This is a genomic window from Sorangium sp. So ce1036 (genome assembly GCF_051369805.1).
Taxonomy (GTDB): Bacteria; Myxococcota_A; Polyangia; order Polyangiales; family Polyangiaceae; genus Sorangium; species Sorangium cellulosum_F.
This window is the reverse complement of record NZ_JBBMOX010000001.1, coordinates 311896-326159: the sequence shown is the minus strand read 5'-3', so window position 1 is coordinate 326159 and position 14264 is coordinate 311896. Positions and strand designations below refer to the sequence as shown.

General features: G+C 72.2%; 11 protein-coding genes. 6 read left to right on the top strand and 5 right to left on the bottom strand.

What is annotated here, in order from left to right; all coding sequences use genetic code 11:
• Positions 1-915 precede the first annotated feature (915 nt).
• Positions 916-1833 carry a hypothetical protein gene (locus WMF31_RS01135; protein ID WP_436600180.1) on the top strand — a complete coding sequence of 306 codons (918 nt, stop codon included), beginning with the start codon at positions 916-918 and terminating at the stop codon, positions 1831-1833.
• A gap of 213 nt (positions 1834-2046) precedes the next feature.
• Here WMF31_RS01135 and WMF31_RS01130 read toward each other — a convergent pair whose 3' ends face one another.
• A complete protein-coding gene (locus WMF31_RS01130) occupies positions 2047-3876 on the bottom strand; it encodes a glycoside hydrolase family 15 protein (RefSeq protein ID WP_436600179.1) in 1830 nt (609 codons plus the stop codon).
• 189 nt (positions 3877-4065) lie between these two features.
• Complete coding sequence (locus WMF31_RS01125) at positions 4066-4197, bottom strand: helix-turn-helix domain-containing protein (RefSeq protein WP_436600178.1); 132 nt, start codon at positions 4195-4197, stop codon at positions 4066-4068.
• A gap of 813 nt (positions 4198-5010) precedes the next feature.
• Here WMF31_RS01125 and WMF31_RS01120 point away from each other — a divergent pair.
• Together WMF31_RS01120 and WMF31_RS01115 are read left to right on the top strand one after the other, a co-directional pair.
• Positions 5011-5133 (top strand): hypothetical protein, encoded by a 123-nt coding sequence (locus WMF31_RS01120; RefSeq protein WP_436600177.1) that lies wholly within the window; start codon positions 5011-5013, stop codon positions 5131-5133.
• A 35-nt stretch (positions 5134-5168) separates the two neighbouring features.
• Positions 5169-6254, top strand: coding sequence for a hypothetical protein (locus WMF31_RS01115; protein ID WP_436600176.1), 1086 nt, complete (start codon positions 5169-5171; stop codon positions 6252-6254).
• A gap of 553 nt (positions 6255-6807) precedes the next feature.
• Here the strand turns inward: WMF31_RS01115 and WMF31_RS01110 are convergent.
• Together WMF31_RS01110 and WMF31_RS01105 are read right to left on the bottom strand one after the other, a co-directional pair.
• On the bottom strand, positions 6808-7350 hold the full coding sequence (locus tag WMF31_RS01110) for a response regulator transcription factor (protein ID WP_436600175.1): 543 nt from the start codon (positions 7348-7350) through the stop codon (positions 6808-6810).
• Positions 7347-8633 carry a sensor histidine kinase gene (locus WMF31_RS01105; RefSeq protein ID WP_436606503.1) on the bottom strand — a complete coding sequence of 429 codons (1287 nt, stop codon included), beginning with the start codon at positions 8631-8633 and terminating at the stop codon, positions 7347-7349. Before WMF31_RS01105 ends, WMF31_RS01110 begins: the two co-directional genes overlap by 4 nt.
• Before the next feature lie 226 nt (positions 8634-8859).
• Between WMF31_RS01105 and egtD the strand changes: the two genes are divergently transcribed.
• On the top strand, positions 8860-9822 hold the full coding sequence (gene egtD / locus WMF31_RS01100; protein WP_436600174.1) for an L-histidine N(alpha)-methyltransferase: 963 nt from the start codon (positions 8860-8862) through the stop codon (positions 9820-9822).
• A complete protein-coding gene (locus WMF31_RS01095) occupies positions 9819-11093 on the top strand; it encodes an SUMF1/EgtB/PvdO family nonheme iron enzyme (protein ID WP_436600173.1) in 1275 nt (424 codons plus the stop codon). Before egtD ends, WMF31_RS01095 begins: the two co-directional genes overlap by 4 nt.
• Positions 11094-11143: 50 nt before the next feature.
• Here the strand turns inward: WMF31_RS01095 and WMF31_RS01090 are convergent, their stop codons facing one another.
• Positions 11144-11761 carry a class I SAM-dependent methyltransferase gene (locus WMF31_RS01090; protein ID WP_436600172.1) on the bottom strand — a complete coding sequence of 206 codons (618 nt, stop codon included), beginning with the start codon at positions 11759-11761 and terminating at the stop codon, positions 11144-11146.
• Positions 11762-11896: 135 nt separating this feature from the next.
• Here WMF31_RS01090 and WMF31_RS01085 point away from each other — a divergent pair, with 135 nt between their 5' ends.
• The gene (locus WMF31_RS01085; protein ID WP_436606502.1) at positions 11897-14143 is read left to right on the top strand and encodes a bifunctional salicylyl-CoA 5-hydroxylase/oxidoreductase; all 2247 of its coding nucleotides are present in this window, start codon (positions 11897-11899) and stop codon (positions 14141-14143) included.
• Positions 14144-14264 lie beyond the last annotated feature (121 nt).

Sequence of the window (14264 nt, the reverse complement as noted above, 5' to 3'; positions counted from 1 at the left end):
GCGCCCGCGCGCAGCGTGCGCCGGCGCAGCAAACCTTGGCCAAGGCGACTCGAGCCGGCGGCTCACCGGTCGGTCATTGCCGGGCACGCCGACGAGCCAGCGTCCCGGACACCATGAGGCATACCGCCTTCAGATCACGAATTCGTGCGCCACACCACAATGCACACGATCCCTCCCTCCCCCAGAGAGCAATGCTCAGGGGACCATTGAAGGAACCTCCCGCGCAAGGGGTTGAATCTCGCGCTCTCCAGGCGAACGACCGGAATGTCGGGCGCCGGGCGACAGACACCGAAACCTGCGCGCGTCTCCACATCTCGCTGCGACGGACGCTCGGCGCCGTTCTGTCGCGGAGCGTGCGATGACGGCGACGGCGGACGGTTCCGGCCGGGACCGACGCTTCCGCTCTCGCGAGCGCGCGAATGCATGAACGTGTCGGAGGGGTCCGCGCTGAGCAGGCCGGGGGCAGCGCGCGCGTCTGGCTCGGACGGCGCGATCGGTCGCGTCGGCGCCGGGCGCGGTCCGCGTCTTTCGGATCCCGGAGGGAGGCGCCACCTGTCTCGCGAATCCCACGGCCCGCCGCGACCGCTGCGCGGCGCGCGTCGCGCGGCGCCCTCGGGCGGGCTCCGCGCGCCTCGCGGGCGCTGCGCGCCGCAACGCGCGTGATCGCAGGGGAGGGTGGGATTCCAGCTCTCCGGCGTGACGACCGCGCCTTTCAGGATCCACCACCATCGAATCGCGGAGAACTCCCAAGGGGCCGCAGATCCGAGGAGTGCCTATTCCGCGAATGCAGCCCTCGAATTCACGCGGTCGGCACGCGGCAGGCTCTGCACAGGAGCTCGAGGCACACAGCCTGCTCTCCGGTGAGCCAAGGTGTTCGGGGGCCGCAGGGCCGATCAGGGACACCGGGGAGGACCAATGATCTCGATTCACGGCAAGATGATGGGTCTCGCGATGGTGCTTGCGCTCGGCGCCGGGTGCGCGGCCGACGCGGACGAGGAGCTCGACCTGGAGGCCACGGAGCTCGACGAGGTGAGCGAGGCGCTGGAAGACGCCGAGCGGGGCGGGTACACGTCCCAGGTTCAGGCGCAGGTCGGCCAGATGGGTCCCAGCAAGCTCGGCATGCCCCCGAGCAAGGGCGTGCTGCCCGGCAAGGGGCCCATGCTCCCCGGCAAGGGCGCGTACCCGGGCAAGGGTGAGCTCCTTCCCGGCAAGGGCGCGTTCCCGGGCAAGGGCGAGCTCCTTCCCGGCAAGGGCGCGTTCCCGGGCAAGGGCGAGCTCCTGCCTGGCAAGGGCGCGTTCCCGGGCAAGGGCGCCCTCCCCTCCAAGGGTGGCTATCCCACCAAGGGCGGATACACGGGGCAGGGTCCGGCGCAGATCGGCCAGGCCTCGGTCGGGCAGGCGGGCCTCGTCGAGGCGCAGGTCGGGCAGGCGGGTCCGGCGCAGATCGGCCAGGCCGGCGTCGGCCAGATCAGCCAGGCGGGTCCGGCGCAGATCGGCCAGGCCGGCGTCGGCCAGATCAGCGAGGCGGGTCCGGCGCAGATCGGCCAGGCCGGCGTCGGCCAGATCAGCAAGGGCCTCGTCGGGCAGACGGGCGCCGTCTCGCAGTCGGGCCTCACCACGCAGGAGACCGGGCAGCGTGAGGGCGCGCGCTTCTTCGGCCTCGGCGGCCTCGGCTGCGGCCTCGGCGGCCTCGGCTGGGGCGGCTTCGGCGGCTTCGGCGGCTTCGGCTGCGGTCTGACGGCCGTCACGACGTCGATCACCAGCGTCATCCCGAGCTTCGGCGGCTGGGGCGGCTGCGGCTTCGGCGGCCTGGGCGGCTTCTGCGGCTGGTGATCCCGCGCTGAGCCATCCCCCATCTCCTGGCGCCGCGGGCCCGGGCGTCTCTGGGTCCCGCGACGCCGCTCCAGTTCTCCTCTTCGCTGGAGCGCCCGAGCGCCGGCAGCCTGGGGTTCGATATCCCAGGCTGCCGGCGGCTCCCTCTCTCCCCGCGCGCTGGGGTCCCCCGGAACCCGGCGTGCCCCACCACCAGGATCCTCCGTTGTCCTGTCAGGCGCCCCGGCCGAGCGCGCGATCCAGGTAGCAGGCGGCGCTGACCAGCCCGAGGTGGGTGAAGGCCTGGGGGAAATTGCCGAGCAGCTCCCCGCTCGCCCCGATCTGCTCGGAGTACAGGCCGAGGTGGTTGGCGTAGGTGAGCATCTTCTCGAAGATGAAGCGCGCCTCCTCGAGGCGGCCGGCGCGCGCCAGCGCCTCGACCAGCCAGAACGTGCAGATGCTGAAGGTGCCCTCCTTGCCGGTCAGGCCGTCGCCGGCGCCCTTGCCGATCTCGTAGCGGTGGACGAGGGTGTCGCTCGCGAGCTCCGCGAGCGTGCGATCGAGGGTGCTCAGGATGCGCGGATCGGTGGGGGAGATGAAGCGCATGAGCGGCATCAAGAGGTTGCTCGCGTCGAGCGCCTCCGAGCCGAACGACTGCACGAACGTCCTCCGCTTTGCGTCCCAGCCGCGGGTCATGATCGTGTCGAAGATGTCGTCGCGCGCGCGGGTGACCCGCTGGCGATCGAGCGGCAAAGAGCGCTTGTCGGCCAGCCGCAGCGTCCGGTCGAGGGCGACCCAGCACTGCAGCTTCGAGTAGACGAACTGCTGCTTTCCGCCCCGGACCTCCCAGATGCTCTCGTCGGCCTGCTCCCAGCTCTGGCAGACCCAGTACGCCATGCGCCGGAGCTCGCGCCAGAAGTCGTACGAGATGGGAGCGCCGTACTTGTCGAACAGGTACACGGAGTCGATGAGCTCGCCGTAGATGTCGAGCTGGAGCTGCTCGGTCGCCCCGTTGCCGACCCGGACAGGCTTCGATCCGCGGTAGCCGTCGAGGTGCGGGAGCGCGATCTCGGGCAGATCGTGGCGGCCGTCGACGCCGTACATGAGCTGGAGCGGCCCGGTGGGGCCGTCCTCCTCGGAGACGCGGGCGGCCAGCCAATCCATGAACCGCGCCGCCTCCTCGGTGTAGCCGAGCCGGAGGAACCCGTAGAGCGTGAACGCGGCGTCGCGCACCCAGACATAGCGATAGTCCCAGTTGCGGACGCCCCCGATCTCCTCGGGCAGGCTCGTCGTCGCCGCGGCGACGATCGCGCCCGTCGGCTCGAACGTGAGCAGCTTGAGGACGAGCGCCGACCTGTGGACCATCTCGCGCCAGCGCCCCTTGTAGCGCGACTTGCCGAGCCAGCCCCGCCAGAAGGCGACCGTGCGCCGGAGGGCGTCATCGCCGTGGATGGGCATCCCGAGCAGGTCGCCGTTCGTCGTCGTCCAGTCCTCCACCTGGCGCAGCGCGAAGGTGGCGGACTCGCCGGGCTCCAGCACGAACTCCGCGGTCACCCCGCCGGCGCCGTCGCTCGACAGGGGGACCGGGCTGATCAGCGCGAGGTCGAGGCCCTCGGAGTCGAAGACCGCGCCGCGCGGGTCGTCGAGGATGACGCGGTGGGGGCGGCGGGCGAAGTCCATCGCGGGGCGGCAGGCGAGCCGGAAGCGCACGGCCCCGCGGACGGCCCGGGCGACGCGGACGATCTGGTGCATGCCGCGGCGGTAGGCGCCGTACGTGTCCCGGTGGATGGGCATGAAATCGCAGACCTCGCCCACGCCGTCGACGTCGAGGAACCGCGTCAGCAGCACGTTGGTGTCGGGCATGTACATCTGCTTGCGCGACGTGGTGTGCGCCGCCGCGAGCTGGAAGCTGCCGCCCTTGCGGTCGTCGAGGATGGCCGCGAACACGCTCGGCGAGTCGAAGTGGGGCAGGCAGCACCAGTCGATGGATCCATCCATGCCGACCAGCGCGATCGAATGCATGTCCCCGATGACGCCGTAAGACTCGATGGGCTTGTAGGGCATCGCCTCTCCTTGCTAGAGCGGGTGTGGGCCGGGCCTGGCACGCTTTCCGGGGGGCCAGGAGCCCCGGCGGGCCACGAAAGGCCCGCCGGAGCGCGAGGCTCAGAGGCGAGCGTACCAAGTCCGGCCCGCGCCTGCGCCAGGGGCGTGCTCGTCCGGACGGAATTGTTCCGGTGACGCCCCTCTGTTTTGTTACTTGGCCCACGATCGCAACGGTAGCCGCGAGAGCTTCCGCTGGAGCGAGCGCCGGTGCATCCTGAGCTTGCGCGCCGCCTCGGCGCTGTTGCCGTCGCAGTCGGCGAGCGCGCGCTGGGGTACTCCCACGTGACGCGCTCGAGCGACGGCGGGTCCTCCTCGCCGCCGGCGGCCGGGGGGAGACCGAGCAGCGCCCGGGCGCGGCGCGTCCGCGCGGACGTCCGGCGGCATGCGCGCGATCACGACGCGGCAGCGCTCGACCTGATCGGCGCTCGTGCGGGCGCGGCGCCTCGCCTCGTCGCTGCCCTCGGGGTCGCGGGCGCCGTGCTCGGCGAGGACCGCGAGGGTCCCAAGCGGAGGACCGAGCTCGTGGGCTGTACCGGCCGAGCGCGCCGAGCGCCTGGATGCGCGACGACGCCTCGGCGCGCCGGCGCAGCGCGAGGTAGCGGCGCGGGCGCTCGGGCAGGGTGCGCCCTTCCGGCGTGATCGCGCGCGGGACGCATCACGCCAGCAATGCAACCGAGGACGGGAGAGCATCAACGCGAGGGGGCAGAGACGCAGGAAGACGGTTGACCTCTTGCGTCTCTGCGCTCACGCGGCCTCGCGTTGACTTCTCGGGGAGCGCGCCGTTTCACACCGCTGGGCGCTCGGAGCGGGGCAGGCACTTCGGGAGCACATCCGCCATGAGGGTCATCCGCACTCTCCAGAGCCGTGGTCCAGCCCATGAACGGTTACGTCAATCCAGTAAAAGAGAAAGAGAGCTGATGAACGTCTTGGTCAAACTCTCTGGCAGGCGGGACCTGCCGCAACCGGATGATGAACAGGCCTGCATGCGGCCGGACTCCAGACGGCCCTTCGGGAATTGACCGCCGCGGGGCGGGGCTGGTATGGTCGGCCACCGTTCGTACCTGCGTGGCTCGTTCGACTTGGAACAGGCAACCGATGAGACATCGGCTCGGCATCCTGCTCGTTGTGCTCGCCTGTGGTTGCTCGATCCTGGACCCCAGCGATCGCGACGAGCTGAGAAAGCGGATCGCTGCAATGCCGCCGAGCAACTGGCCGTGACGTGGTGGGCGAATTCTCTCCCTGGACGGGCCGCTGTGCGCGAAGCAGGGTTTGCTTACTGCCTGTTTACGACCAAGGAACCTCAACAATGGAAGTGGCACCTCGAGCATCTGGGCAAGCAGTGCGGGGAAGCATGGCGAGCCGACCTGTCCGAGGAGGACCGCGCATGGGCAGCGCCGTACCGCGAGAAATTTAGTAAGTGGATTGACGATTCGGGGCACCCTGCTGTCGGCCACAAGGCGAACGCGGGGGATCTCCCGAGCGCCCATGGGCGCTTCGCCGGAGAGCCCGCGCCACCGTGGCCGATGCTGCTGGAGGCCGTCCAGAGCGCGTTCTTCGCCTTCATCGAGGGCTTCAAGAAAGAGCGCTCCGGTTCGAGCGAGCCTGCTGCGGCCGACCCGATGTCGCGCCTCCACCGGACCCATCTCTGGCAGAGGTTGACGTCCGACGACACGGCCGAGGCGGACCGGGCCGAGGCGCTCCGCGCCTTTCGCAGGGGGTTTCGGAGCGGGCGCCGCGGAAAACCGAAGACGCTGACGAGGCCCATCCCTCCGATGCTGGAGCCGTGCCCTTCCTGGGAGGTCGCGGCGCCTGAGCTCCCTGGTCCGAGCGCCGCGCGCGAGCGAGCGCTCAGGGCGCTGCCGGCTCCGGATGACCCGAAGGAGCGCACGGTACGCGAGCAGGAGTTGCGCGCGTTGTATGCGAGCGCATGGCGCGAGGACGTGCCGGAGGAAGACCGCATCTGGGCGGCGGTGTACCGCGAGCTCTGCACGCTGTGGGTCAACCATCGCCGGCGACGAGCCCTCGCGGAGAGCGCCTATGAAGGCCATCTCCAGAGCAGCGATGGTCGCTTCGGTGGAGCGCCCGCTCAGCCGTGGTCGAGCCTGGGCGTCTTCGGCCAGGAACCCTGGTGTTCTTTCGTGGATCGCATCGAGGACGCGCCCGAGGGCGAGAGCGAGCTTGAGACGGCCGAAGCGGCAACGTGGGAATACTGGGACGCGCTCTACCGGGAAGCCCCGCCGTGGGACAGCGACCCGGCCCAGGCGCACTGGCTTGCGGCGGTCCGCGCCGCTCGAAGGAAGGCGCTGGCCGACGATGTGGTGCCGGAAGAGGCACGTTAGCCACCTGAGGATCGCCATCGCCGCGATGTCGCTCGTGCCCACAGGCGCCCGAGCGGAAGAAGGCGCGCCGCCGCGGTGGCAGATCGACGTCAAGGCGGCTTATGTCGTGCTGGGGGCCCGTACCGCGCGATCGGCGAGCGCGCAGCGCCTTGATGTTGCCCTGGACGCTCCTGTCGCCAAGGATGAGCAGCGCGGGGCTCACGGGCACCCTCCACCACCTCCGGCGAAGCCCGCCGCACTTGCCCGGACGTCCTCCACCACCTCCGGCGAAGCCCGCCGCACTTGCCCGGACGTCCTCCACCACCTCCGGCGAAGCCCGCCGCACTTGCCCGGGCGTCCTCCACCACCTCCGGCGAAGCCCGCCGCACTTGCCCGGACGTCCTCCACCACCTCCGGCGAAGCCCGCCGCACTTGCCCGGGCGTCCTCCACCACCTCCGGCGAAGCCCGCCGCACTTGCCCGGACGTCCTCCACCACCTCCGGCGAAGCCCGCCGCACCTCCCCCGGGTGAGCCCCCGGCCCGGCCGATCAGCGGAGGCCGGCTTCCCGGCGCGTCACGATCGCGGCGGCAGCCGCGAGAGCTTCCGCTGGAGCGAGCGCCGGTGCATCCTGAGCTTGCGCGCCGCCTCGGAGACGTTGCCGTCGCAGTCGGCGAGCACGCGCTGGAGGTACTCCCACTCGACCCGCTCGAGCGACGGCAGGTCCTCCTCGCCGCCCGCGGCCGGGGGGAAGCCGAGCAGCGCCCGGGCGCAGCGGGCCGCGTCCACCGGCTTGGTCAGGTAGTCCACGGCCCCGGCGCGGATCGCCGTCACCGCGTTCGCGATGGTGCCGTATCCGGTGAACACCACGATGCGGATGCCGTCGTCCAGGCTCCGCAGCGCGCTCACGAGATCGATCCCGCTCCGGCCCGGCATCCGGACGTCGACGAGCGCGTACTCGAACACCTGCGCGCGCGCGAGCGCCTCGGCCTCCTCCGCGCTGCCGGCGAGCGACACCGCGAAGCCGCGCTTGCCGAGCGCGTCCCCGAGCGCGAGGCGGAAGGCCGCGTCGTCGTCGGCGATGAGCAGCGTCGGGTCGCCCGTGACCTCGGCGCTCATCGCTCCACCGGCGCGAGGCGCAGGGCCACGCGCGTGCCCGAGGGCTGCCGCGCCGACACCGTGAGGCAGCCGCCGACCTGCTCGATGAGCGTCCGCACGAGGTAGAGCCCGAGGCCCATCCCCTCCCCCGGGGCCTTGGTCGTCACGAACGGCTCGCCGAGCCGCTCCTCCAGGCCCGGCGGGATGCCCGCGCCGCCGTCCTCGACGCTGATGACCGGCGCCCCGCCCTCGTCGCCGACGGTCACCACGATCGGCCCTGCGGCCGCGGGGCTCTGCTCCAGCGCGTGGAGCGCGTTGTCGAGCAGGGCGCACAGCGCCGCCTCGATGTCGGCCGCGTCGAGCGGCACGGTGCGGCGCGGCGCGAGGTCGCCGCGCACCTCGACCGCGACGCCGGGGTGCGCCGCCCGCCACGCCTCGACGCTGCGCAGGGCCGCCTGGCCGAGCTCGACGCCCGAGCGCAGCGCGTCCGCGCGGACGTCCGCCCGCATGCGCGCGATCACGACGCGGCAGCGCTCGACCTGCTCGGCGATCGTGCGGGCGCGGCGCCTCGCCTCCTCGGTCGCCTCGGGGTCGCGGGCGCCCTGCTCGGCGAGGACCGCGATGGTCCCGAGCGGGGTGCCGAGCTCGTGCGCGGTGCCGGCCGCGAGCGCGCCGAGCGCCTGGAAGCGCGACGACTCCTCGGCGCGCCGGCGCAGCGCGGCGTTCTCGGCGGCGCTCGCGTCGAGCGCGCGGCGGACCTCGAGGAGGAAGTAGGCGACGAGCCCCGCGCTGAGCACGAAGGCGAGGAGCATCCCGTAGAGGTGGGCCGAGAAGGCGCCGTGCTCCGGGTGGCTCGGGCAGCACGCGCCGGACGGGAGCGCGAAGAGCGCGGCGAACAGGCAGGCGGCGAGGCCCGCGAGGGCGAACGCCGCGCGCGCGGGCAGGAGCGCCGCGGCGAGGGCGACGTGCACGAAGAAGAGGGCGCTGAACGGGTTGCCGGCGCCGCCCGAGGCGGCGAGGACCCCCGCGATGGCGACGAGGTCGAGCGCGACGACGCCGGCGACGAGCGAGCTCTGCGCGCCCTCTCCCTGGCCGGCGCGCACCCGCCGGGCGAGGACGAGGTTGAGCCCGGCGGCCAGCGCGAGGATGGGGACGGCGACCTCGTAGCGGACGTGGTAGCCGAACAGGACCTCGCCGGCGGCCAGGGTCGCGGCGAGCAGCGCGAACACCGCCCAGCGCAGGCCCACGAGCCACCGGAGGACGATCCCGCCCGCCGGCGCGCGCTCCAGGGAAGCCTCGTGCATCACGGCGGGAGCATAGCGCGAAAGCCGGAAAGGCCGCGGGGCCGCGGGGCCGGGAGGGCCGCGGGGCCGCGGGGCCGGGAGGGCCGCGGGGCCGCGGGGCCGGGAGGGCCGCGGGGCCGGGAGCATCGCCCGGTCCACCCCGTGCATCGCTCCCGCCGGGGGAGGGACGATGGAAGCACGACGACGTGAACGAAAGGCGGCTCGATCCAGCGATGACCGGGCGGCCTTGGCCGCCCCGCCCGATCCCGCGTCGCCCACCGAAGGCGAGATTGCGGCGCTGCGCGAGCGCCTCTCCCGACCCCTGCCCGAGATCCCCGTGAAATACCTCTACGACGACGTGGGGAGCGAGCTCTTCGAGCGGATCACCACCCTCTCCGCGTATTACCAGACGCGCGCCGAGATCGGCATCCTCGAGCAGCGCGCGGGCGAGATCATCGAGCTCGCTCGCCCGGCGCGCCTCGTCGAGCTCGGCAGCGGCGCGGGGCGCAAGATCCGGCTCCTGCTCGACGCCTTGGGCCCCGACGCGCGCGGCGCGAGCTGCACCCTGCTCGATATCAACGCGCTCTTCCTCCAGCGCTCGATCGAGCGCCTCGCCGCCGATTACCCCGGCTGCCATTTCCGCGGCGTCGTCGGCGATTTCGTCCAGGATCTCGACCGGCTCGGCCCGCCCGGCGGGCGCCTCCTCGTCTTGTTCGCGGGCACCCTGGGCAACCTCTACCCGGACCAGCGGCGCGCCTTCTTGCGCAGGCTCTCGGCCGGCATGGATGCGAGCGACGCGTTCCTCGTCGGCGTGGATCTCGAGAAAGACCCGGCGCGGATCGAGGCCGCGTACAACGATCCCGGGGGCGTCACGGCCGCCTTCAACAAGAACGTCCTCTCCGCGATCAATCGCCGGTTCGGCGCGGATTTTCGTCCCGGGGCGTTCGCTCACCGCGCCTTCTACGACCGCGCCCATGCCTGGATCGAGATGCGCCTCGTCGCGAGGGAGCGACAGAGGGTCTCCCTCCGCGCGCTCGGCGTGACGCTCCATCTCGCCGAGGGCGCCGAGATCCGCACCGAAATAAGCTGCAAGCTCACGCGCGAATCGCTCGCGCGAGACGCCGCCACGGCCGACCTCGCCATCGCCGGCTGGTACACGGACCGCGAGCATCTCTTCGCGCTCGCCCTCCTCTGCCGGGTGGTCGCGTGAGCGAGGGGCTCGCCGCGGAGCTCTCCGAGCGGCTCGGCGCCGCGTTTCGACGCACGGACGAGCTGTTCGCGAGGATCCCCGACGACAGGCTCCTCGAGCGGCCCATCGCGCTGCGCCATCCCTTCTTGTTTTACCTGGGCCATCTCCCCGCGTTCGCGTGGAATCAGGTGGGCCGGGGCGTGCTCGGCGCAGGGCACCTCGACAGGGCGCTCGACGTCCTCTTCGCGCGGGGCATCGATCCGTCCGATGGCGACGACGCGCGCGCCTCCCTCCGCACCTCCTGGCCCTCCATCGCCGAGATACGCGGCTACCGGGACGCGGCGCGGCGCGCCGTCCTCGACCGCGTCCCCTCGGTGCTCGAGCGGAAGGGCGATCTCCTCTGCGACAACGGCCGCGTCGTCCATCTCGTCCTGGAGCACGAGCTCATGCACCAGGAGACGCTCATGTACATGCTCGCCGCGTGCCCCGAGGGCTCCTTCGGCCGCGCCCCGGCGCCGCTGACCCACGAAAGATACGAGCGCCGCCCCGCCGAGCCCCGGCGCATCCCGGCAGGCCCGGCCACCCTCGGCGCGGACTGGGACGAGATCCCGTTTGGCTGGGACAACGAGTTCGGCGAGACGGTCATCGCCGTGCCGGCGTTCACGCTCGACTCGCTCCCCGTGACGAACCGCGATTGGCTCGCCTTTCGCGAGGCGGGCGGCTCCTCCCCGCGCTCCTGGGTGGAGGGCCGCGGGGGGCTCTCGGTGAGGACGGTTCACGGTCCCCTGCCCTTCGAGCTGCTGGCGGACGCGCCCGTCCAGGTCACGGGCGAAGAGGCGCGGGCGTATTGCGCCTTCGTCGGCGGGCGCTTGCCCACGGAGGCCGAGCTGTATCGCGCCGCCTACGCGTGCCCCGACGGATCACGGCGTCTCTATCCCTGGGGCGACGATCCGCCCGCGCCGCGCCATGGCCATTTCGGCTTTCGGGGCTCCCTGCCCGCGCCCGTGGGCCTCTCGCCGGACGGCGCGAGCGCGTGGGGCGTGGAGGAGCTGCTGGGCAATGGCTGGGAGTGGACGGCGACGCCCTTCGCCCCGCTCCCGGGTTTCTGCGCGTATGCGCGGACCTACCCCGGCTACAGCGCGGACTTCTTCGGCGGCGCCCACGACGTCGTCTTCGGCGCCTCCTGGGCCACGGACGAGCGGCTCTTGCGGCGCAGCTTCCGCAACTGGTATCGGCGAAGTTATCCACACGCGTTCACGAGCTTTCGCGTCGCTCGTGGAGGCGCCCCGTGACGCGCAGAGCCCCCGGGACGCGCTCCCGCGATCGCCCCCGAAGGCCACGATCAGCGCGGCCGGAGCACGCAGAACAGCGCGCGCGGGAGCTCCGGGAGGGTGCCCTGGTAGACGCTCTCGTCAATCGAGAGGACCTCGAACCGCTCCCCGAAGATCGCCCGGATGTCCCCGGGAGAGAACTTGTACGGCCCCTGCTCCCCCGGCTGCCGCGTGCTGAAGCACTTGAGGAAGAAGAGCCCTCCGGGCGCGACGAGCCGCTCGACCGTGCGCGCGTAATCGGCCCTCCGCACCGGCGGCAAGCAGTGAAAGCAACCGCGATCGAAGACGACATCGAACCGCTCGTCGAGGCGGCTGTCCAGGACATCGTCCTGCAGGAAGCGGACCGCCGGCTTCCCCTGCGCCTGCGCCTGCGCCGCCTGCGCGACCGCCCGCTCGATGGCGGCGTGCGAGAGATCCGTCCCCGTCACGTCGAACCCCCGCTCCGCGAGGGCGAACGCCTGCGTGGCGGGGCCCGTGCCGAGGTCGAGCGCCCGCCCCTTCGCGACCTGCCAGCGCTGGAGCGCCCGCTCGATGTCGGGATCCAGGCCCGCGTGGTACCAGGGGAGGCTCTCGTTCGGCGTGGTGCGATACAGCTCCTGCCAGTCCGGGAAATTCCTTTGCTCGCTCATGTCGCTCCTTCATAGCCCGCCCGGAGCGGCGCTGCACACCGGCGTTCTCGTGTAGGCTCCGGCGCAAACGGGGCCCAGACCGGCGCGGGCGAGGGCGCAGAGGGACCAGGGAGCAGGACGGTGAAGATCACGTGCGTGGGCGGCGGACCGGCGGGCCTCTATTTCGCGCTCCTGGCGAAGCAGCGAGACCCCCGGCGCGACGTCGTCGTGGTGGAGCGGAACCGGCCCGACGACACCTTCGGCTTCGGCGTGGTGTTCTCGGACGCGACGCTCGACAACCTCGCCGACGCCGACCGCCCGAGCTACGACGCGATCCGGGCGAGCCTCGCCCACTGGGACGAGCTGCACACGCACTTCGGCGGGCGCGTCCTCGTCTCGAGGGGGCACGGCTTCAGCGGCCTCTCGCGGCAGAGGTTGCTCGCGATCCTGCAGGACCGGGCGCGGGAGCTCGGCGTCGTCCTCCGCTTCGAGGAGGAGGTGGACGACCCGGGCGAGGCCCTCGCCACGAGCGACCTCGTGGTCGCGGCCGACGGGGTGAACAGCCGGATCCGCGAGCGCCTCGCCGACCGGTTCGGGCCCCGCATCGACGTCCGCCCGAACCGGTTCGTGTGGCTCGGCACGACGTTCCCCTTCGACGCCTTCACCTTCTATTTCGAGGAGAGCCGACACGGCCTCTTCCGCGTGCACGCGTACCGTTACCAGCCGGACCGCTCCACGTTCATCGTCGAGTGCCGCGAGGACACCTTCCGCCGGGCGGGCCTCGATCGCGCCGGCGAGGACGAGACGGTCGCGTACTTCGAGGAGCTCTTTTCCGAGAAGCTCCGGGGGCACCGGCTGCTCAAGAACCGGAGCGTATGGCGCAGCTTCCCCACGGTGCACAACGAGCGCTGGAGCGCCGGCAACGTGGTGCTGCTCGGGGACGCCGCGCACACCGCGCACTTCTCGATCGGCTCGGGGACCAAGCTCGCGCTCGAGGACGCGATCGCGCTCGTCGAGCGCCTCGGGGCGCACGCGGGCGTGCCGGAGGCGCTCGCCGCCTACGAGGCGGAGCGCAAGCCCAAGGTGCTCGCGCTCCAGCGCGCCGCGCAGGTGAGCCTGCTCTGGTTCGAGAACACCGAGCGCTACATGGCGCTGCATCCTCTGGAGTTCACGTTCAGCCTGCTCACGCGGAGCCTGCGCGTGACGCACGAGGGCCTGAAGGCGCGCGACCCCGCGTTCGTGCGCGAGATCGACGCGCACGTCGCGCGGAAGGCGGAGGCGCAGTCGGGGGTGCGCGTCGTCTCCGGCGACGCGGCCCCGCCGCCGCCGATGTTCACGCCGTTCCGGCTGCGGTCGCTCGTGCTGGAGAACCGCGTCGTGGTGTCGCCGATGTGCCAGTACTCGGCCGAGGACGGGCGGATCGACGACTGGCACCTCGTGCACCTCGGCAGCCGGGCGCTCGGGGGCGCGGGGCTCGTGATCACGGAGATGACGGACGTGAGCGCGGAGGGGCGCATCACGCCGGGCTGCGCGGGGCTTTACCGGCAAGACCACGCGGCGGCGTGGCGGCGCGTGGTCGATTTCGTCCACGCGCGCTCGCGGGCCAGGATCGGCGTCCAGCTCGCCCACGCGGGGCGCAAGGGCGCGACGAAGCGGATGTGGGAGGGGATGGACAGGCCGCTCGAGCGCGGCGCCTGGCCGCTGCTCAGCGCCTCGGCCATCCCGTACCTTCCGGAGAGCCAGGTGCCGAGGGCGATGGATCGCGCGGACATGGATCAGGTGACCTCCGACTTCGTGCAGGCGGCGCGGAGGGCGGACGAGGCCGGGTTCGACCTCATCGAGCTGCACTGCGCGCACGGCTACCTGCTCTCGAGCTTCATCTCGCCGCTCACGAACCGGCGCACGGACGAGCACGGCGGGCCGATCGAGAACCGGATGCGGTATCCGCTGGAGGTGTTCGACGCCGTGCGGGCCGTGTGGCCGGCGGACAAGCCGATGAGCGTCCGCATCTCGGCGACCGACTGGGCGCCGGGCGGGCTCACCACGGACGATCTCGTGGCGCTCTGCGGGATGCTCCGGGAGCACGGCGCCGACGTCATCCATGTCTCGGCGGGCCAGACGGACCCTTCGAGCAAGCCCGAGCACGGCAGGCTGTTCCAGACGCCGCTCTCCGAGCTCGTGCGGCTCGAGGCGAAGGTGCCGACGATCGCGGTGGGCAACATCCAGAGCTACGCGGACGTGAACAGCATCATCGCCGCCGGGAGGGCGGACCTGTGCGCGCTCGCGCGGGCGCACCTCTACGACCCGTACTGGACCCGGCACGCCGCCGCGGAGCAGGGGTTCGCCATGGAGTGGCCCGACCCGTACCGGTCGGTCGAGAAGTACACGCTCCGCATGCGGTGATCGGGCGCGGCTCGAGGGCGCGTCGTCGGCGGCGGCCGCTCGCGCTGCGCGCGAAAAAAAAGTTGACGCCGGGCCTTGATCCTCACGTTACGTGAGGACCTAGCCTCCGGGGCATGGACGT